At 63.4% G+C, this 19,001-nt stretch carries 17 protein-coding genes; 5 read left to right on the top strand and 12 right to left on the bottom strand.

The window, feature by feature from the left end:
- On the bottom strand, window positions 1-852 hold the full coding sequence (motA, locus tag FQ668_RS23830; protein WP_003249507.1) for a flagellar motor stator protein MotA: 852 nt from the start codon (window positions 850-852) through the stop codon (window positions 1-3).
- A 130-nt stretch (window positions 853-982) separates the two neighbouring features.
- Between motA and FQ668_RS23835 the strand changes: the two genes are divergently transcribed.
- From FQ668_RS23835 to asd, 3 genes are read left to right on the top strand one after another with little or no spacing between them, the layout of a single operon-like run.
- Complete coding sequence (locus FQ668_RS23835) at window positions 983-2,518, top strand: HDOD domain-containing protein (protein WP_014592601.1); 1,536 nt, start codon at window positions 983-985, stop codon at window positions 2,516-2,518.
- 44 nt (window positions 2,519-2,562) lie between these two features.
- Complete coding sequence (locus FQ668_RS23840) at window positions 2,563-3,372, top strand: rhodanese-like domain-containing protein (protein WP_053868173.1); 810 nt, start codon at window positions 2,563-2,565, stop codon at window positions 3,370-3,372.
- 9 nt (window positions 3,373-3,381) lie between these two features.
- Window positions 3,382-4,245, top strand: a complete 864-nt coding sequence (gene asd / locus FQ668_RS23845) for an archaetidylserine decarboxylase (RefSeq protein ID WP_003249501.1) — start codon at window positions 3,382-3,384, stop codon at window positions 4,243-4,245.
- 76 nt (window positions 4,246-4,321) lie between these two features.
- Here asd and serB read toward each other — a convergent pair whose 3' ends face one another.
- A complete protein-coding gene (gene serB, locus FQ668_RS23850) occupies window positions 4,322-5,536 on the bottom strand; it encodes a phosphoserine phosphatase SerB (RefSeq protein WP_019437570.1) in 1,215 nt (404 codons plus the stop codon).
- Window positions 5,537-5,670: 134 nt separating this feature from the next.
- Here serB and FQ668_RS23855 point away from each other — a divergent pair, with 134 nt between their 5' ends.
- Window positions 5,671-7,128 carry an AhpA/YtjB family protein gene (locus tag FQ668_RS23855; protein ID WP_004576414.1) on the top strand — a complete coding sequence of 486 codons (1,458 nt, stop codon included), beginning with the start codon at window positions 5,671-5,673 and terminating at the stop codon, window positions 7,126-7,128.
- A 410-nt stretch (window positions 7,129-7,538) separates the two neighbouring features.
- Here FQ668_RS23855 and FQ668_RS23865 read toward each other — a convergent pair whose 3' ends face one another.
- The 9 genes from FQ668_RS23865 to FQ668_RS23905 all read right to left on the bottom strand — a co-directional run bounded on the left by FQ668_RS23865 (window position 7,539) and on the right by FQ668_RS23905 (window position 16,815).
- Window positions 7,539-8,249 carry a membrane integrity-associated transporter subunit PqiC gene (locus FQ668_RS23865; RefSeq protein WP_019437569.1) on the bottom strand — a complete coding sequence of 237 codons (711 nt, stop codon included), beginning with the start codon at window positions 8,247-8,249 and terminating at the stop codon, window positions 7,539-7,541.
- Window positions 8,250-8,421: 172 nt separating this feature from the next.
- Window positions 8,422-10,680 (bottom strand): DNA topoisomerase IV subunit A, encoded by a 2,259-nt coding sequence (gene parC / locus FQ668_RS23870; RefSeq protein ID WP_014592603.1) that lies wholly within the window; start codon window positions 10,678-10,680, stop codon window positions 8,422-8,424.
- A gap of 10 nt (window positions 10,681-10,690) precedes the next feature.
- Entirely contained in the window at window positions 10,691-11,209 is a 519-nt protein-coding gene (locus tag FQ668_RS23875) for a TIGR02281 family clan AA aspartic protease (RefSeq protein ID WP_010955495.1), read from the bottom strand.
- Window positions 11,206-12,192 carry an esterase-like activity of phytase family protein gene (locus FQ668_RS23880; RefSeq protein ID WP_014592604.1) on the bottom strand — a complete coding sequence of 329 codons (987 nt, stop codon included), beginning with the start codon at window positions 12,190-12,192 and terminating at the stop codon, window positions 11,206-11,208. Before FQ668_RS23880 ends, FQ668_RS23875 begins: the two co-directional genes overlap by 4 nt.
- Complete coding sequence (gene parE, locus FQ668_RS23885) at window positions 12,189-14,093, bottom strand: DNA topoisomerase IV subunit B (RefSeq protein ID WP_003249486.1); 1,905 nt, start codon at window positions 14,091-14,093, stop codon at window positions 12,189-12,191. The genes FQ668_RS23880 and parE overlap by 4 nt, the downstream gene beginning before the upstream one ends.
- A gap of 35 nt (window positions 14,094-14,128) precedes the next feature.
- Window positions 14,129-14,737, bottom strand: coding sequence for a YqiA/YcfP family alpha/beta fold hydrolase (locus tag FQ668_RS23890; protein ID WP_003249484.1), 609 nt, complete (start codon window positions 14,735-14,737; stop codon window positions 14,129-14,131).
- Between the two features lie 131 nt (window positions 14,738-14,868).
- Window positions 14,869-15,669: a 3',5'-cyclic-AMP phosphodiesterase gene (gene cpdA, locus FQ668_RS23895; RefSeq protein ID WP_014592606.1), complete on the bottom strand. Its 801-nt coding sequence runs from the start codon at window positions 15,667-15,669 to the stop codon at window positions 14,869-14,871.
- An 85-nt stretch (window positions 15,670-15,754) separates the two neighbouring features.
- On the bottom strand, window positions 15,755-16,207 hold the full coding sequence (locus tag FQ668_RS23900; RefSeq protein ID WP_003249480.1) for a DUF1249 domain-containing protein: 453 nt from the start codon (window positions 16,205-16,207) through the stop codon (window positions 15,755-15,757).
- Entirely contained in the window at window positions 16,198-16,815 is a 618-nt protein-coding gene (locus tag FQ668_RS23905) for an NUDIX domain-containing protein (protein WP_003249478.1), read from the bottom strand. Before FQ668_RS23905 ends, FQ668_RS23900 begins: the two co-directional genes overlap by 10 nt.
- A gap of 185 nt (window positions 16,816-17,000) precedes the next feature.
- Between FQ668_RS23905 and FQ668_RS23910 the strand changes: the two genes are divergently transcribed.
- On the top strand, window positions 17,001-17,747 hold the full coding sequence (locus FQ668_RS23910) for an RsiV family protein (protein ID WP_019437568.1): 747 nt from the start codon (window positions 17,001-17,003) through the stop codon (window positions 17,745-17,747).
- On the opposite strand, the gene cytX is transcribed toward FQ668_RS23910, so the two are convergent.
- Entirely contained in the window at window positions 17,716-18,999 is a 1,284-nt protein-coding gene (cytX, locus tag FQ668_RS23915) for a putative hydroxymethylpyrimidine transporter CytX (RefSeq protein WP_041167102.1), read from the bottom strand. The genes FQ668_RS23910 and cytX overlap by 32 nt on opposite strands.
- Window positions 19,000-19,001 lie beyond the last annotated feature (2 nt).

Consider the following 19,001-nt stretch of genomic DNA (forward strand, 5'->3'; position numbering starts at 1 on the left):
TCAGCGACCGCGAACCGCTTGTTCCAGTTCGGCGAAGCTTGGGCGGTGCTTGGGGTACAGCACCTTGCGCCCGAACTCGACCGCCAGCGAAGGTGGCATGCCCGACGCCGAGGCCACCAGCGAAGCCTTGATCGATTCGTAGAGGTTCAGTTCTTCCTTGGCATCGTGCTCCAGGCACTTGGCCAAAGGGCCGAAGAAACCGTAAGCCGCCAGAATACCGAAAAAGGTACCCACCAGCGCCGCACCTACGTGCATGCCGATGGCCGCCTGATCGCCATCGCCCAGCGAGGCCATGGTCACCACGATACCCAGTACCGCCGCAACGATACCGAAGCCGGGCATACCGTCGGCGATGCCGGTCACCGCGTGGGACGGGTGCTCCAGCTCTTCCTTCATGCTCAGCAGTTCCATGTCGAACAGGCCCTCGAGCTCGTGCGGGGCCATGTTGCCGGTGGACATGATGCGCAGGTAATCGCAGACGAACGCGGTCATGCGCTCATCGGCCAGTACCGTCGGGTACTTGGCGAAGATCGGGCTGGCAGCGGCGTCCTCGATGTCGGCCTCGATGGCCATCATGCCTTCGCGACGGCTCTTGTTGAGGATTTCGTAAACGAGGCCCAGCACCTCCAGGTAGAAGGCATGGCTGAAGCGCGAGCCGAACATCTTCATCGACTTCTTGATGACGTGCATGGTCATGTGGCCAGGGTTGGCCTGCAGGAATGCACCAAAGGCCGCACCGCCGATGATCAGTACTTCGAACGGCTGGATCAGCGCTGCGATCTTGCCGTGGGAGAGCACGTAGCCGCCGAGCACGCTCGCGAATACGACGATGATGCCGATAATTTTAGCCATAGGTTCAAAGCACTTGCTGTCGTGGTCAGGGGAAGAGACGGGAGCTTTAAAACTCTTCTTCTACTTATCGGCAGAACTGCGCCAGACTATAGCCACTCAATGCGAAAAGCCAGTTCGGACTGATGTCAAAATGCCAATTGAAACCAAGGTGCCCACTCAGGCCCCGCGTACGCTAGAGGCCTGGGTAAAGCTGCTCGAGAGTGTTCGCATCCCCGTGCCGAAGCACAGCTACGACCGGGTCATGGCTGCCATCCACGATAGCCGCCGCTCGCTGCGCGACATCGCCGAACTGATGCAGGATAGCCCGGCACTGGTGCTGTCAGTGATGCGCGAAGCCAATCACCCCACCAATGCCAGCCTCGCCGAACCCGCCGAAAGCCTGGAGGTCGCTCTCAACCGCCTGGGCCTGGAGCGCAGCGAGCAGCTTCTCAAACGCCTGCCGGCGCTGCCCGTGGAGGAAATTCCGCCGGTACTGTGCCAGTTCCAGATGATCAGCCAGCATGCGGCACAGCAGGCCAGCGGCCTGTTCGCCAGCCGCCTGGCACGGCTGTGGCAAGAGATTCACTGGGGCAGCCTGCTGTTCCTGTCGCCGCTCTGGCCACTGGCACTGGCCTACCCCAAGCTGCTCGACACTTGGGAGCTGCGGGTTATCCACAAAGGTGAAGACGCCGCCCACGTCGAGGAAGAACTGTTTGGCGTGCGCATCATGGCGCTGTGCCAGACCATGGCCGAGTATTGGCGCCTGCCCCAGTGGGTCACCCAGGGTTATCGCCTGCTGCTGGAAGAGCGCGAGCAACTGGCCCTGGTGCTGAATATCGCCCGCGACGAAGACTTGCTCAGCCAGCAACACCGCCTGGACGCCGAGCCCGGCCTGCGGCGCTGGTTCAACCAGCCGGCCAATACCGTACTGCTGGCCAACAACCTGGCCCTAGCGGCACAGGTCGGCTGGGACAACCCGCACCTGCTGCGCTGGCAACTGCTGACCGCGCTGTACCTGCAAACCTCGCTGGAAGACGTGCAGCAGCAGGTGCACCAGCAGGCTGCCGCCAGCGCCCGCCGCCACGCCAGGCACGCCCTGTTCCACCCGGCCGAGGCCTTGATCTGGCCGTGGCACCAACGCCGCCCTCACCCGGACATGCTGGCCCCGCCACCGCCCAGCAGCGACGACCTGGCACGCTGGCGCACGCTGTGCCAGCACCTGCTGGCCCAACCCAGCCCGTTCACCAACGCCGTGCACCTGGCCACTCAGGCCCAAGAAGCCCTGCTGGCCTGTGGCATGCAACGCATCATGCTGCTTAGCCTGGACAAAGCCAGCGACTACCTGCGCGTGCAGCAAATTGCCGGCCTGCCCAAGGAGGCCGGTGCTCTGGCCCTGCAGGTATCGCAGAACAAGTTGCTGCAAAAGCTGCTGAGTCAGGCCGGGCAGCTGCGCATCACACCGGAAAACCACAGCCAGTTCTCGGCGCTGTTGCCCGCCCCGCTGCGCACCTTGTTCCGCAGCGAACATGTACTGCTTCGCTCGCTGGCTGCGAACGACCAGGTGCTGATGCTGCTGGTGGCCGACCAGGGCTGCCGGCCTTTGGCCGATATCAGCGTGCAAGCCTTCGGCAAGACCGCGCAATGCATCGAGCGGGCCTTGTCGGTGTTTACCAACCGCAAGGGTTGAGCCTTGCGCTACAATCGCCCCTCTTTCCACACTGGAGACCGTGGATGACCGACTTTTCCGGCCTGCCCCTGGTGATCGAAGCTGCAGACCTGCTGCCACGCCTGGATTCGCCGCAGCTGATCCTGGTCGACCTGAGCAGCGCCAACCGCTATGTCAGCGGGCATATCCCCGGCGCGCGCTTCGTCGAAGGCAAGCGCACCCAGCTCGGCCAGCCCCCGGCGCCCGGCCTGCTGCCAGCCCTGGGCGAGCTCGAAAAATTGTTCAGCGAACTCGGCCACCGCGCCGATGCCGTGTATGTGGTGTACGACGATGAAGGCGGCGGCTGGGCCGGGCGCTTCATCTGGCTGCTCGATGTCATCGGCCACAAGCGCTACCACTACCTCAATGGCGGTATCCAGGCCTGGCCGGCAGACAAACTATCCACCGAAGTGCCTGCCAGTGGCAACGCCCCGGTCCGTCTGCACATCGACGCCGCACCCACAGCCACCCGCGAGTACCTGCAAAGCCGCCTGGGCGCCGATGACCTGGTCATCTGGGACGCGCGCGGCCCGCAGGAATTCAGCGGCGAAAAAGTGCTGGCAGCCAAAGGCGGCCACATCCCCGGCGCGATCAACTTCGAGTGGACCGCCGGCATGGACCTCAACGACCACCTGCGCATTCGCCAGGACATCAAACAAGTCCTCGAGCAACTGGGCATCACCCCTGACAAAGAGGTGATCACCCACTGCCAGACCCACCGCCGCTCCGGTTTCACTTACCTGGTGGCAAAGGCCCTCGGCTACCCACGCGTCAAGGCCTACGCCGGCTCGTGGAGCGAATGGGGCAACCACCCGGACACGCCTGTAGAAGTCTAAGGAACCTGCATGAAATCCCGTCTGTTCATCATCAGCCAGTACCTGCTGCCGCACCACCTGCTGTCGCGGCTGGCCGGCTGCATCGCCGAGTGCCGCGTGCGCTGGTTCAAGAACGCCTTCACCGCATGGTTCGCCAAGCGCTACCAGGTCAACATGAGCGAGGCGCTGGTCGAAGACCTGAGTGCTTACGAGCACTTCAATGCGTTCTTCACCCGCGCCCTGAAACCTGGCGCCCGTCCGCTGGACGAAACCCCGGGCGCCATCCTGTGCCCGGCCGACGGTGCGGTCAGCCAGCTCGGCCCGATCGAGCACGGCCGTATCTTCCAGGCCAAAGGCCACGGTTTCAGCGCGCAAGAGCTGCTGGGCGGTGATCCGGCCATGGCCGCGCCGTTCATGGGCGGCGAGTTTGCCACCATCTACCTGTCGCCCAAGGACTACCACCGCGTGCACATGCCGCTGGCCGGCACCCTGCGCGAAATGGTCTATGTGCCGGGCCGCCTGTTCTCGGTCAACCAGACCACCGCAGAGAATGTCCCCGAGCTGTTCGCTCGCAACGAGCGCGTGGTCTGCCTGTTCGATACAGAGCGTGGGCCAATGGCTGTGGTACTGGTCGGCGCGATGATCGTCGCCTCGATCGAAACGGTCTGGGCCGGGCTGGTCACGCCGCCCAAACGTGAGCTGAAGACCTTCCGTTACGACGAAGCCAGCCGCACGCCGATCCACCTGGAGAAAGGTGCCGAACTAGGCCGCTTCAAGCTGGGTTCGACCGCCATCGTGCTGTTCGGGCCGGAGCAGGTGAAGTGGGCTGAGAGCCTGGGTGCGGGCTCTGCAGTGCGCATGGGGCAGCAGCTGGCGGCGCCTGTGCAGGCTTGATTCGAGCCATATGAAAAAGGCCCTGCATATGCAGGGCCTTTTTCGTTGGGCCGCCCTGCGGCCCCGGATTCACGGATCAGCCGCGGGCGTCGCGATCACGCAGGCCCAGCAGATACAGCACCCCGTCCAGCCCCAAGGTGGAAATCGCCTGCTTGGCCGACTGGCGCACCAGCGGCTTGGCACGAAACGCTACGCCCAACCCGGCCAGCGACAGCATCGGCAGGTCATTGGCGCCATCGCCCACGGCGATGGTCTGCTCCAGTTGCAAGCCTTCGTCACTGGCCAGCTTCTTCAACAAATCGGCCTTGCGCTGGGCATCGACAATCGGCTCAACAGCCACGCCGGTCACCTTGCCATCGACCACTTCAAGTTCGTTGGCGAATACATAGTCGATACCCAGGCGCGCCTGCACCTGACGAGCGAAGTAGGTAAAGCCACCGGACAGAATCGCGGTTTTGTATCCCAGGCGCTTGAGCTCGGCAAACAGGTTCTCGGCACCCTCGGTCAGGCGCAGCGATGCCCCGATCTCGTCCAGCACCCCCACATCCAGGCCCTTGAGCAGCGCCATGCGCTCTTTGAAGCTGGCGCGGAAGTCCAGTTCACCGCGCATGGCGCGCTCGGTGATCGCCGCCACCTGCTCACCCACACCCGCCGCCTTGGCCAGTTCGTCGATGACTTCGGCCTCGATCAGCGTGGAGTCCATGTCGAACACCGCCAGGCGGCGGTTGCGGCGGAACAGATCGTCCTTCTGGAAGGCGATGTCGACGCTCAGCTCTTCAGCCAGGGCAAAGAAGTCGGCACGCAGGGCCTGGGCATCGCTCGGCACGCCACGCACGGAGATCTCGACGGCTGCCTTGCCCTTGTCGATTTCAGCATCCAGTGCCACCCGGGCCGACAGGCGCTCTATACGCTCGATGGTCAGGCCGTACTGGCTGATCACCGCACTCACCCGCTGCAACTGCTCGGGAGTGATCTTGCGGCTGAGCAGGGTAACGATGTGTCGGGCTTCGCCATGCCCATCGGCCCAATGCTGGTAGTCCGCCTCGGAAATTGGCGTGTAACGGGCCTGCAGGTTCAGTTCGTGGGCTTTGGCCTGCACGCTTTGCAACAGCGCGGTAGCCACTTCGTTGTCCGGGATGTCGACCAGGATGCCAAACGACAAGGTGCCGTGCATGACCGCCAGGCCGATGTCGAGGATACTCACACCGCCCTGCAGCAGGACGCCGGTGATAGCCGCAGTGAGACCGGGACGGTCCTCACCGGTGATGTTGATCAGGACGATTTCGCGCACAACCTGGCTCCGACTTCGATGAAAAATGCGCATTCTACCGATTTTCCATGACCATCGGGCGCCAACGATACTTTGCCGACAAAACCCGGCTCGCTATACTCCCCCCACTTTCATGCCATTAAGAGCCGAGCTCTGTGAACCGGCCCACGCCAGTCAAACCAGACAATTTCTTCCTGATGATCTATCGCGCCCTGAGTCAACGTCGCGTGCCGCTGGCACTGCGCATCGCCTGCACCAACATTTTCCTGGTGGCGCTGGCGCTGGTGATCTACGCCTGCGTGATGGGCCTGCAGTTCAAGCAGGCCATGCATGAGCAGGCCGATGCCTTGGGCCAGAGCCTGACCACCCAGACGGCCACATCGGCAACCGAGCTGCTGGTGTCCAATGACATCCTCAGCCTCAACGTGCTACTGGGCAACCTGGTTAAAAACCCGCTGGTGGCCCATGCGGCAATCTACAGCGTGGATAACCGCATCCTCGCCGAAGCCGGCCAGCGCCCGCGCAACAGCCTGCTGGGCGAGGCCGAAGGCCTGTACCAGACCAAAATCACGTTCCAGGACGTGACGGCCGGGCAGCTGCGCATAAGCCTGGACATGAGCCAGTTCCAGCAACCGATGCTGATCAGCCTGCAGAGCATGGGCATTCTGGCCGCTATCCTGCTGGCCCTGGCCTTGGCCCTCAGCTTGCGTCAGGGCCGCTTCATCACCCTGCCACTGCTGCAGCTGCGGGTATGGCTGCGCGACCCGCAGCCCTATACCCCGGCCACCGACCGCCAGGACGAAATTGGCGACATCGCCCGCCAGCTGCATGCACGCCTGGCCCCGCCTCCGCCCCCGGAGCCGGAGCCTGAGGAAGAAGACGACGAGCAGTTCGACGACCTGCCCGCCGCTGCCCCGGCACCCAAGGCCGTACCGCGCGCCAAGGCTGCCCTGGAAGACGAGGATGACGACGAGGCCTTCGCCGGCCTGTTGGACGACGACACTGCACCCAAGGCCGCCGCAGAGGTCGAGTCCGACGAACCGCAGTACAGCGCCGTACTTGCCGTGCAGCTGGGCTCGCAGGAGCAACTGCGTCGCCTGCCACGCACACGCCTGGCCGAGCTGACCGAGCGCTACCGCGATTGCCTGGAGCACGCAGCCTCGCTCTACGACGGTGAAACCCACACGCTGAACGACGGCAGCACCTTGGTGCTGTTCCACAGCCGCGAGTGTGGCGAGGACTACCTGACCAACGCCATTTGCTGTGGCGAACTGTTGCGCGCCCTGGGCCACGCCCTGCAGATTGAGGTAGCTGACAGCGGCATTACCCTGCAACTGCAGCTAGGCCTGGTCTTGGGCAACGACCTGCATGGGCTGGAACTGGTTGACCTGCTGATGGCCGAGAAGGTCCAGGATGCCCTGGCACTGTCGCAGCACAGCCGTAACCTGTTGCTGGTGGAGCGGCAGATCAACGATGACGCCCTGATTCGCCAGCGTGCGCGTATTCGCCCGATCGCCAGCCCCGAAGGCGCCTGCTGTGTGGAGCGACTGATGGAGCCCTACCCGTCAATGCTGGAACGGCAACTGGCGCGCATGCATGAGCACCGCGCCTGACAGGCATACGCTGCATCTACAGCGCATGTCTTGTGCCAGGCTGGTTCCTTGCGACCACCTGCCTGGCGCAAGATGCAGCCAATAGCGCCCCCCGGTAGGAGCGGGTTTACCCGCGAATACGGTAGCGGCGGCAACGGTGAACGGCGGGTGGAAATTGGCCAACAGGCCTGGCCTCTTCGCGGGTAAACCCGCCCCTACGGCGGCCTGTGTTAAACCTCCGATGTGTGTCCCCCCCGATCAGGTGTAGGAGCGGGTTTACCCGCGAATACGGTGGCGGCGGCAACGGTGAACGGCAGGTAGAAATTGGCCAGCAGGGCCGGCCTCTTCGCGGGTAAACCCGCTCCTACGGAGACCGGCAGATACAAAAAAGCCCGCAGCGAATGCGGGCTTTGTCGTATCTGGCCATTTGATCAGAACCGATAAACTTCCATATCGGTGCGAATCGGCGAGGCCATCGGGATTTTGGGTTTCTCCGGCCCCTTCTTCACCTGCGTCGGTGCAGCGGGCTTTTTCGGTGCCTCTTCGGCAATCGCCGGCTGGTTGGCCAGCGGCTTCACCGCTGTGCTCAGCTGTTCGGCCAGCTTCTGCAGCAGTTGGCCCTGAGCCTGTACCTGCGACGACTCACTGCCCTCGTGCTGCTGCTCGAGGTGGATGATACGGTTGTCACGCACATGGCCACGGCGGTCAAGCAGACGCCACTGGGCATCCAGGATGGCCGGCTGGTTCTTGCCCGAGTCCAGGCGTGTAATCGACAACAGCACTTGCACGTCCGGGCTGAAGCCTGCAGTCGCCGGGGCCAGTACTACGCGTTGGCTGTCCAGACGCCAAGCCAGTTGACGCACCAGCAGCTGGTCGATATCCGATGAAAGGCTGCCAGCCCAACGACCATCGGTCGCCGCGCTCAGGCTGCCATCAGGTTGACGCTGCAGGAATGTCTCACGCTGAAGGTAATCGGCCACCGATACCGGGCCGAGCACCACGGCCATGCCCGCACTCTGCGACGGCTGGCCAGGATCACCACTGTCGAGCTGATACAGGGCAACCGGCTGATGCATGGTGCACCCGCCAAGGCCCAGCAGGCCAGTCATCAACAGCGCAAATGGAAGGCGCAGAAATTTCATCATCCCATCCAGGCGGCTGCCACAAGGCACACCGCAGTGATACATGTAGATTCAAACGGGCACACGGCCACGCCGGCACCGCAAGGGGCATATCATCCGCGAAATAACCGTCCGACTCCAGCATTTCTGCCCGAAACGGCGTTGAAATTGCCGTTCCAGACATTACAACCGGTTATGTCGGCACTTCCACCTGCAACCCATCGACGCGCTGGAACCCGCGTGGCAGCTTGCTGCCGCGTCGACCGCGCTCGCCCTTGTAGTGCTCCAGGTCGTCCGCCTTCAAAGACAGGGTACGCTTGCCGGCCTGCAATACAAGGGTCGCGCCTTCGGGAATCACGGCCAGATCGGTAACAAATTCTTCACGGCTGGCCACCCGGTCACCCGGCACGCCAATGATCTTGTTGCCCTTGCCTTTACCCAGCTGTGGCAAGTCGCTGACCTTGAACACCAGCAGGCGGCCTTCGGTGGTCACCGCCGCCAACCAGTCCTGCTCGCGATCAGCCACTGGACGCGGGGTCATGACCTTGGCCCCGTTGGGCAAGCTGAGCAAGCCCTTGCCGGCCTTGTTCTTGGCCTGCAGGTCTTCACCCTTGACCACGAAGCCGTAACCGGCATCCGAAGCCACCACGTACAGCGCATCGTCGTCAGGCAACAACACACATTCGAAAGTCGCCCCCGGTGGCGGCGTCAGACGGCCAGTCAGCGGCTCGCCCTGGCCACGCGCCGATGGCAGGCTGTGGGCCGCCAGCGAGTAGCTGCGACCGGTGGAATCGATAAGCACGGCAAACTGGTTGGAACGCCCCGCAGCAGCAGCCTTGAAGCCGTCGCCGGCCTTGTAGGAAAGGCCAGTGGCGTCGATATCGTGGCCCTTGGCGCAGCGCACCCAGCCCTTCTCCGACAGCACCACGGTGACGGGCTCGGTCGGCATCAGCTCGTTTTCCGACAGCGCCTTGGCTTCAGCACGCGCTACGATCGGCGAGCGACGATCATCGCCATAGGTTTCGGCATCCTTGATCAGCTCGCTGCGCACCAGCTTGCGCAGTTTGGCCTCGCTCCCCAGCAAGGCCTGCAGCTTGGCTTGCTCTTTCAGCAACTCATCCTGCTCACCGCGGATCTTCATCTCTTCCAGGCGCGCCAACTGCCGCAGGCGGGTCTCGAGGATGTAGTCGGCCTGGATCTCGGTCAGCTCGAAACGTTCGATCAGGGCCTGCTTGGGATATTCCTCAGTACGGATGATGTGGATCACTTCATCCAGGTTGAGGAATGCGGTGAGCAAACCGTCCAACAGGTGCAGACGCTTCTCGACCTTATCCAGACGGTGCTGCAGGCGGCGACGAACGGTATTGGTACGGAATTCCAGCCACTCCACCAATATGGTTCGCAGGTTTTTCAACTGCGGCCGGCCGTCCAGGCCGATGATATTCACGTTGACCCGATAGGTGCTTTCCAGGTCGGTGGTAGCGAACAGGTGCTGCATCAGCTCGTCGACATCGACGCGGTTGGATCGCGGGATGATGACAATACGGCACGGGTTCTCGTGGTCCGACTCGTCGCGCAGGTCGGCGACCATCGGCAGCTTCTTGGCCTGCATCTGCGCGGCAATCTGCTCCAGCACTTTGGCCCCGGAGACCTGGTGCGGCAGCGCAGTGACGACGATGTCGCCATCCTCGACGCGGTACACGGCGCGCATGCGGATCGAGCCGCGGCCGCTTTCGTACATCTTGAGAATTTCAGCCCGCGGCGTGACGATCTCTGCCTCGGTCGGGTAATCCGGCCCCTGGATGTGCTCGCACAACTGCTCGACGGTTGCCTTGGGCTCATCGAGCAGTCGCACACAGGCACTGGCCACCTCTCGCAGGTTGTGCGGCGGCACGTCGGTGGCCATGCCCACGGCGATACCAGTGGTACCGTTGAGCAGGATGTTGGGCAGGCGCGCAGGCAGCACGGCTGGCTCCTGCAACGTGCCATCGAAGTTCGGCACCCAGTCCACGGTGCCCTGGCCGACTTCGCTGAGCAGCACTTCAGCGTAGCGCGACAGCCGCGCCTCGGTGTAGCGCATGGCGGCGAACGACTTCGGATCATCCGGCGCACCCCAGTTGCCCTGGCCATCGACCAGGGTGTAGCGGTAGCTGAACGGCTGCGCCATCAGCACCATGGCCTCGTAGCAGGCCGAATCGCCATGGGGATGGAACTTGCCGAGCACGTCACCGACGGTACGTGCCGACTTCTTGTGCTTGGCATCGGCATCGAGCCCCAACTCGCTCATGGCGTAGACGATGCGTCGCTGCACCGGCTTCAGGCCGTCGCCGATGTGCGGCAGGGCACGGTCCATGATCACGTACATGGAGTAGTTGAGGTAGGCCTGTTCGGTGAAGTCAGCCAGCGAGCGGCGTTCTACGCCGTCCAGGCTGAGTTCCAGTGAGTCGCTCATGCGGGCCTCGTCATTTCAGGTTCTGGCGCAGCAGCATGGTGCCACCGCGCTGGGTAAATTCAAGTTGTTGCAGGGCACTCATACCCAGCAGTACGGTGGACCCATCCAGGCCCGGCACCACGATGGCGCGCACGTTCTGCAGGCGGATATCGCCCAGTTGCAGGCTGGTCAGGCGCGTGCGGTAGCCTTCGGTGCGGCCGTTGGCGGTGCTCAGTAGCACCGGGCTACCGCGCTCCAGGCTCAGTTCATGAGCCAACGCCTCCGGGATCGCCACGTCGGTGGCGCCGGTGTCGAGCATGAAATGCACCACCTGGCCGTTGATGGCACCATCCACCACGAAGTGGCCCTGGCCATTACTCAGCAGGCGCACTTCGATAAAGCCTTGACCATGCTCGGATTGCACCTGGCGGTTGGGGTTACGCTGGCTGTCTTCCCACTGGCCGAAAAAGCGCGTGGCAAGAAACAGCGCCGCCGCCCAGGCGACGATCATCAGTAACTTGCCCGCGCGCTTGCCCGGCGCCTGGCTCATGGTTTGGCGCTCCAGCCGCCTTCCGGTGCGTCGAAGCGCCAGACGACCGGGCGGGTTTCACCGTCGGCACGGGCGCCGTTGTTGTTGTCCAGGCCAATCCAGGCGCCCTTGGCATCGATCACCAGTGCTTCAGCCAGGCCAAACGGCTGCGCGTAGCGCCGTGACTCGACCAGCGCATCTGCAGCGAACGACCAGCAACGCTCAACCTTGCCACTGTCGACATCACGTCGGCACACCCGGTAGGCGTTACGTTCGAGGGTAAATAGCTTGCCCTCGAACCAGGCCAGGTCAGCGAAGTCGCGCGACAGTGCCCTGGCATTGGGCATCTGTGCGGGTTGCATTTCGACCCCCGCCTCGCTCAGCAGCACGCAACCACGCCCGCAGGTCCAGACCGACTGCTGGCGCTCGATGGCCACCAGGCCACGGCGCTCACGCTCGGCAGCCAGCCACAGGCGGTCACCCGCCGGGTTGATCGCCAGGCCTTCGAACAGGGCATTGAAGTTCAGCAGCATGCCGCTTGCCCGGGCCTGGCGCACCATGGCCGAGTCGATCCTCAACCAGTCCGGCTCGCCTTCCAGCGGCAATTGCAGCACCGCGGCATGCGCCTCGCTGACCAGATAGAGGTTACCCGCCTGATCACAGGTGATACCTTCGAAATCCAGCTCGCCACCGCGAATGTACGATGCCGCCCAGTTGCGCGACTTCAACCCCCATGGCAGGCCGCTTTCAGGGACAGCCGGCGGGGTGAAGGTAAGCGGCTGCGCGCGCCAGGTCGGGCTCTGCTGATCGAAGCGGTAGATACGGTCGTCGTCACGGTCGGACACGCCCCACAACCCGCCCCGGCATTCCACCAGGCCCGACAGGTTGCCACCGCGCATACCGTCGATCGGGTGCTCGGCTGTCATCTTCAGCTCTGGCCAGTTGCCCGCCAGACAAGGCAGGGCAACCAGCGTCAGGCAAACGGCAAGTACTTGCCGAATCAAACCATGACCTCGGCCAGGTTACCCTTGGTTTCCAGCCAACTCTTGCGGTCACCGGCGCGCTTCTTGGCCAGCAGCTTGTCCATCAGCTCGCAGGTGGCTTCTACGTCGTCCAGGGTCAGCTGCACCAGGCGCCGGGTGTTCGGGTCCATGGTGGTTTCGCGCAACTGCGGCGGGTTCATCTCGCCCAGGCCTTTGAAGCGTGTTACCTGCGGCTTGCCGCGTTTCTTCTCGGCCACCAGGCGGTCGAGGATGCCGTCACGTTCGGCTTCGTCGAGGGCGTAGTAGATTTCCTTGCCCAGGTCGATGCGGTACAGGGGCGGCATGGCCACATAAACATGCCCAGCTTCGACCAGTGCCCGGAAGTGCTGAACAAACAGCGCACACAGCAGCGTGGCGATGTGCAGACCATCGGAGTCAGCGTCGGCGAGTATGCAAATCTTGCCATAGCGCAGCTGCGCAAGGTCGGTTGCCCCCGGATCGACGCCAATGGCCACAGCAATGTTGTGCACTTCCTGGCTGGCCAGGACTTCGCCACCGTCCACTTCCCAGGTGTTGAGGATCTTGCCGCGCAGCGGCAGGATGGCCTGGAATTCCTTGTCCCGCGCCTGCTTGGCCGAACCACCGGCCGAGTCACCCTCGACCAGGAACAACTCGGCACGCATCGGGTCCTGGCCCGCACAATCGGCCAGCTTGCCGGGCAATGCCGGGCCCTGGGTGATGCGCTTGCGCTCGACCTTCTTGCTGGCCTTGAGGCGGCGCCCGGCGTTGCTGATGGCCAGTTCTGCCAGTTGCATGCCCAGTTCGGGGTGGGCGTTGAGCCACAGGCTGAAAGCATCCTTGACAACACCGGAGACGAACGCGGCGGCCTCGCGTGATGACAGGCGCTCTTTGGTCTGCCCGGAGAACTGCGGGTCCTGCATCTTCATCGACAGTACGAAGGTGATGCGCTCCCAAACGTCTTCCGGTGCCAGCTTCACCCCGCGCGGCAGCAAGTTGCGGAACTCGCAGAACTCACGCATGGCATCCAGCAAGCCTTGGCGCAGGCCGTTGACGTGGGTGCCGCCCTGGGCGGTGGGGATCAGGTTGACGTAGCTTTCCTGAATGCTGTCGCCGCCTTCGGGCAGCCACAGCAAAGCCCAGTCAACCGCTTCCTTGTTACCCGCCAGGCTGCCACAGAACGGCTCGTCGGGCAGGCGCTGGAATTCGTTGACCGAGTCGACCAGGTAGGAGCGCAGGCCATCCTCGTAGTGCCATTCCACCTTTTCGCCGCTGGCCTTGTCCTCGAAGCTGACCAGCAGCCCCGGGCACAATACCGCCTTGGCCTTGAGCACGTGCTTGAGGCGGCTGATGGAAAACTTGGGCGAGTCGAAGTACTTCGGGTCGGGGCTGAAGTACACGCTGGTGCCGGTGTTGCGCTTGCCGACCGAGCCGACCACTTCCAGCTCGCTGGCCTTGAAGCCATCGGCAAAGGTCATCTGGTACTCATTGCCGTCACGCTTGACGCGCACACGCACCTGCGTCGACAGGGCGTTGACCACCGAGATACCCACCCCGTGCAGGCCGCCGGAAAACTGATAGTTCTTGTTGGAGAACTTGCCGCCGGCGTGCAGCTTGGTGAGAATCAGCTCGACCCCGGACACGCCCTCTTCCGGATGGATGTCCACCGGCATGCCGCGGCCGTCGTCGCTGACTTCCAGCGAGTGGTCGGCATGCAGGATGACCTGCACCGAACGCGCGTGGCCGGCCAGTGCTTCGTCGACACTGTTGTCGATGACTTCCTGGGCCAGGTGGTTGGGGCGGCTGGTATCGGTGTACATGCCCGGCCGCTTGCGGACCGGATCAAGGCCCGAGAGGACTTCGATGGCGTCTGCGTTATAGGCGCTAGCGCTGGGATTGGCCATAGGGTCTCGTCGTCAGTCTGGTGAATGCAAAAAAGTCAAAATACAGAAAAATCGAGCGCCGCATACTGCCCACGGGCAATGCCGGCGAAGGCCAGCAGTGCCGGCAGGCGCTCGGCGAAGCCCTGGAAGCTGTGATCGCCACCGGCCTGGATACGCAGGGCACAAGCACGGTAATAGCGCTCGGCATGTCGATAGTCCAGGGTTTCATCGGCGGTCTGCAGCCACACTTGATAGCGGTCGGCATCGGCCGGGGCCGCGACTTCCAGCTCGGCCAGGGCCTGCACGTGATCGTGGGTCAGCTCCCAGGTTTCACCGCTGTAATGGTTGCGCTGGGTGCCCAGGTAACCGTCGAAATGCTTGTGCGGGGTTACCGCCGGGTTGACCAGCAGGGCCTTGAGGCCATGGCGCTCAGCCAGATGGGTGGCATAGTAGCCGCCGAGCGAACTGCCCACCAGCAGTGGCGCCCCCAGTTCGGCGATGGCCGCTTCGAGCTGGACCATGGCTTGCCGTGGGTGGTGGTGCAGGGCCGGCACTCGCAGCTGGTCGGCCAGGCCGAGCTGCTGCATGACTGCCTCCAGCTGACGCGCCTTGGTCGAAAGCGGCGAGCTGTTGAAGCCATGGATATAGAGGATGGAACCCGACATGCTGCCCCCGGAATCTGTGGCTTCGCGCCTGATAATGCGGGCGCAGGGACGCGCAGTGTAGCGCGTTCGCCGGGTTTTGACGCAGTGCCACGGATTTCGCAATACATTTCCGGCAGGCCGACGCGGCCTGCTCAATACCCTGGGCTATCGAAGTCGAGCTTCACCTCGAAATCCAGCGCCCGCTCCACCCCGGTCTCCAGCCGCCCGTCGGCATGCAGGCGCAACCAGCGGTACCCCGGATGCTCTTCGCTCACCTGGAAGTCTTCGCTGCGCGCCGCGAACTGAATGCAGGTCGACGGCGTGGCCAACAGGCGCCTCCCCTCTCGGACCTCATCCCATTCCTGGTGCACATGCCCCCATAGTAAAGCCCGTACCTGTGGATATCCTTCAACGATATCGAACAGCGCCTGGGCATTGCGCAAGCCGATCGGCGCGATCCAGGCGCATCCGATGTCCACTGGCTGATGGTGGAAGCACACCAGGCAATGCCGCTCGCCGGCCTCTTTCAAGGCGGCTTCCAGTACGGCCAGCTGGTCATCTTGCAGAAACCCGTGGGTAGCACCCTGCACGGCGGTATTGAGCATGACCACCCGCCACGCGCCGATATCGGTCACCGCCTGCACCAGTTCCGGCGCCACCTGCGCCATCACCTGAGCCTCGTCATGGTTGCCCGGCAGCCAGCGAGTGGGTACGCCAAACGGTGCGGTCAGCTCCCGAAACGCTTCATAGGATGCCACGCTGGCATCCTGGGACAGGTCGCCCGTGCACAGCAGCAAGTCGACAAGCGGCTGCTCGCGCCGCACCTGGGCCACCACGTGGCGCAGGCTGTCTCGGGTCTTGAGGCCCAGCATGCTGCCAGCCGGGTCGGCGAACAGGTGGGCATCGGTCAGTTGCACCACATGCACGGGGCGGGATTGGTCTGGCGGCGACAACGGCCATCTCCTCGAATGGATTCAGCGGGAATTATGGCTGTGCGACGGTGACGAGCAAACACCCGCAACCGACTAACGTCACAATTCAGCGAACACTTGCCAGTTCGTGGCCGCAGGCCAGGCAGTGGCTGAGCCATTCACCCAGGAACAGGTTGAGCTGGGCCTTTTCGTCCGGCTGATGCATGGCGTCGTTCGGATACGGGTAGATGCTGCGCAGGCGCCGGGTGTGTTCGGCGCTGACCACTTCGGCCATGCGTGCATCGTGATACACCTGCACTTCCAGGTGTGGCACTGGCAACCACGGCAGGCTGTGTTCCTGCCGCACATGCAGGGTGGTGGTATACGGGCAGGCCAGCACCACGTCGAGCACCAGCACGCCAAGCATCTGGTCACCCTGGGTCATGCCGATGCGGCGCGAGCTCTGGGTGGTGCGCATGTCGGGCAACAAGCGCATCAGCCGGGCATAGTTGGCCTCGCAGGCTGCCTGCAGCCCGACCAGGTCAACTCGATAGCGCTCGCGCAGCAGGTTCACTTCCACATACCTCTTACTTCGTCACGGTTCAGCGCCAACCATTGCAGGCCAATGATGGTGGCCGCATTGCAGATGCGCCCGTCGCGCACCGCCTGCAGGGCATCCTCGAACGCCCACACGCGTACACGAATGTCTTCGCCCTCTTCCTCCAGGCCATGCAGCCCTCCCGCGCCCTCGCTGCTGCAACGGCCGAGGAACAGGTGAACGTATTCGTCACTGCCGCCAGGCGACGGGAAGTAGCGGGTCATCGGCCACAGGGCGCTGAAGGTCAGGCCGGCTTCTTCTTCAGCCTCGCGATGGGCGACTTCCTCGGGCTGCTCGTCTTTGTCGATCAGCCCGGCAACCATCTCGATCAGCCAAGGGTTGGCGACCTTGTCCAGTGCGCCCACGCGGAACTGTTCGATCAGCACCACTTCGTCGCGCGCAGGGTCGTACGGCAGCACGCATACCGCATCGTGGCGCACAAACAGTTCGCGACTGATCTCGCGCCCCATGCCCCCGGCAAATAGCTCGTGGCGCAGGCGTAACTTGTCGAGCTTGTAAAAGCCCTGGAAGCAATTGGCCCGCTCGATGATTTCGAAGCCCTTGGGCACGGCGTTCAACGCGTCTGACATGGAAATCCTCATTACCTCAAATACTGCTTCGCGCCATCCTACTCCGCACGCCTTTTGGTTTCATCCCTTTCCAGCAACCGCTGGCGCACTCGGGACAGTAGCCCTTCACTCTGTTAGCTTAGTGGCGAACCGAAGGCCGCGCAGACGGTCAAAGGCCGACTTTTCCCTGTTCTGCAAGGATCATCATGACACTTGTCAAACTGACTTCCGTGGCCGTGCTGGCACTCGCTCTGGGCGCCTGCCAGAGCCTGTTCACGCCCAACTACCGGGCCCCGCTCGAGGTCAAGCGCGACGCCTGGGAGCATGTCAAACCCGGCTGCAGCGAGAGCGACTGCCCGCTGGTGAACATCGACATGATCCACTTCCCGGCTCTGCCCAAGCTCGACGGCATCGTCGAAAAACGCCTGCTGCAACTGACCGAAGACAATCAGCATGGCACCGCACCAGGCACCCTGCAGGCCTACGAACAGCAATATCTGGCCAATGCCGACAAACGTAACAGCAGCTACTTGCAAGCCAAGGTACGCGAGCAGCATGACGGGCTGGTGATCATCGAGCTGTCCAGCTACCTGGACAGCGGTGGCGCCCACGGCATGCCCGGGCGCGGCTTCATCAACTATTCACGCAAACTGGACAAGGTGCTGACCCTGCAGGACATGCTGGTGCCCGGCCAGGAAGACACCTTCTGGAAAACCGTCGAAGAATCGCACCGTGCCTGGCTGATGAGCGTGGGTATGGACAAGGATGCCGAGTTCGTCAAGACCTGGCCGTTCAAGAAATCGCCGCACGTCGCCCTGACGTACGGCGCGGTAGTGGTCAAGTACGAGGTCTATGCCATCGCGCCCTACTCCATGGGCCACGTGGAACTGAAGATCCCCTACCCGCGCCTGAATGGCGTACTCAAGCCTGAACTGTTTCCCGGCCGCGGCTGAGGCTTAGCAGCCCATGCAGCACACCTGCCAGCAGCAATGCGGGCAGGGTAGCGCCCAGTTCAGGCGCCTTGGCGGCAATCAGGTGATAGGCCACCGCCCCGGCAAACCAGGCCACCAACGCCTGCCAGTGCAAGCCATTGACCTGTGCTGGCAGACGGCGTCGACGGACCACGTAGTGGTCCATCAACACCACGCCGAACAGCGGTGCGAACACCGAACCGATCAGCAACAGGAAGTTTTCGTACTGTGCCAGTGGCGCCAACAGGGCGATCAGGGTGCACAACACGCCGATGGCCAACGCCAGGTGCTCGACCTTCAGCGGTAGCAGCACACCGGTGGAAACCGCCGCCGAGTGGATGTCGGCGAAGGCCTTTTCCGACTCGTCCAGCAGAATAAGCAGCAGCGGAATCCCCATGCCGGCGCCCGCCAGGGCCAGCAGCAAGGCATTGACTTCGCCATTGGCGGCGAACGCCAGCGTGTACGCCACGCCCAGGCTCATCAGCCAGGTGTTGCCGATGAAGTAGCCCACTACCGTACCGCCGAACACATGCCTGCCATTGCGGGCAAAGCGTGAGTAGTCCGCGATCAGCGGCAGCCAGGACAGCGGCATGGCGATGACGATATCGAAGCCAACCGCCAGCGACATCGAACCATCCCCGGCACGGTTCCACAGCTCCGCCAGGTCGGCCTTGGCGAACAGGTTCCAGGTCAGCCACAGACAGGCGCCCAGCAACAACCAGATGCCCCAGGCGCGCAGCACCTTGCGTACGAAGGCCAGTGGCCCGCTGACAGCCAGCAGGGTGGCCAGGGCACCGAAGCACAGCGTCCAGAGCATGGGGCTGTTCCAGGCACTGTCCTCACCGAACGCTCGCGCACCCAGCAAGCTGGCAGCATCGCGCATGACGATAATCTCGAAAGCGCCCCAACCCACCAGTTGCAGCAAGTTGAGCAGCGCCGGCAAGCGCGCGCCATGGCTGCCCAGGCTGAGTTTCAGGGTGCCCATGGCGGACAGCCCGGTGTCGCTGCCAATAACCCCCGCCGCCCCCAGCAACAGCACACCGACACCGGTGCCCAGAGCGATGGCCAGCACCGCGCCAGCAAGGCCCAGGCCTGGCGCCAGCATGGCGCCGACCTGCAGCACCATCAGGCCAATGCCGAGGGAAAACCACAGTGAAAACAGGTCGCGAGCACCGAAGATGCGCTGCTGGATGGGGATTGGATGGTCGGGAGAGAACTGGCTGGGTGATGTCATGG

This window comes from Pseudomonas sp. Kh14, from assembly GCF_900291005.1.
Taxonomy (GTDB): Bacteria; Pseudomonadota; Gammaproteobacteria; order Pseudomonadales; family Pseudomonadaceae; genus Aquipseudomonas; species Aquipseudomonas alloputida.

Bases quoted from the DNA above. Each gene is read 5' to 3' on its own strand.
- FQ668_RS23865 (WP_019437569.1), bottom strand. From the start codon at position 8,249: ATGAAATTTCTGCGCCTTCCATTTGCGCTGTTGATGACTGGCCTGCTG.
- cytX (WP_041167102.1), bottom strand. From the start codon at position 18,999: ATGACATCACCCAGCCAGTTCTCTCCCGACCATCCAATCCCCATCCAG.
- motA (WP_003249507.1), bottom strand. From the start codon at position 852: ATGGCTAAAATTATCGGCATCATCGTCGTATTCGCGAGCGTGCTCGGC.
- parE (WP_003249486.1), bottom strand. From the start codon at position 14,093: ATGGCCAATCCCAGCGCTAGCGCCTATAACGCAGACGCCATCGAAGTC.
- FQ668_RS23890 (WP_003249484.1), bottom strand. From the start codon at position 14,737: ATGTCGGGTTCCATCCTCTATATCCATGGCTTCAACAGCTCGCCGCTT.
- asd (WP_003249501.1), top strand. From the start codon at position 3,382: ATGAAATCCCGTCTGTTCATCATCAGCCAGTACCTGCTGCCGCACCAC.
- FQ668_RS23835 (WP_014592601.1), top strand. From the start codon at position 983: ATGCCAATTGAAACCAAGGTGCCCACTCAGGCCCCGCGTACGCTAGAG.
- FQ668_RS23875 (WP_010955495.1), bottom strand. From the start codon at position 11,209: ATGAGCCAGGCGCCGGGCAAGCGCGCGGGCAAGTTACTGATGATCGTC.
- FQ668_RS23905 (WP_003249478.1), bottom strand. From the start codon at position 16,815: ATGTCAGACGCGTTGAACGCCGTGCCCAAGGGCTTCGAAATCATCGAG.
- parC (WP_014592603.1), bottom strand. From the start codon at position 10,680: ATGAGCGACTCACTGGAACTCAGCCTGGACGGCGTAGAACGCCGCTCG.
- FQ668_RS23910 (WP_019437568.1), top strand. From the start codon at position 17,001: ATGACACTTGTCAAACTGACTTCCGTGGCCGTGCTGGCACTCGCTCTG.
- FQ668_RS23840 (WP_053868173.1), top strand. From the start codon at position 2,563: ATGACCGACTTTTCCGGCCTGCCCCTGGTGATCGAAGCTGCAGACCTG.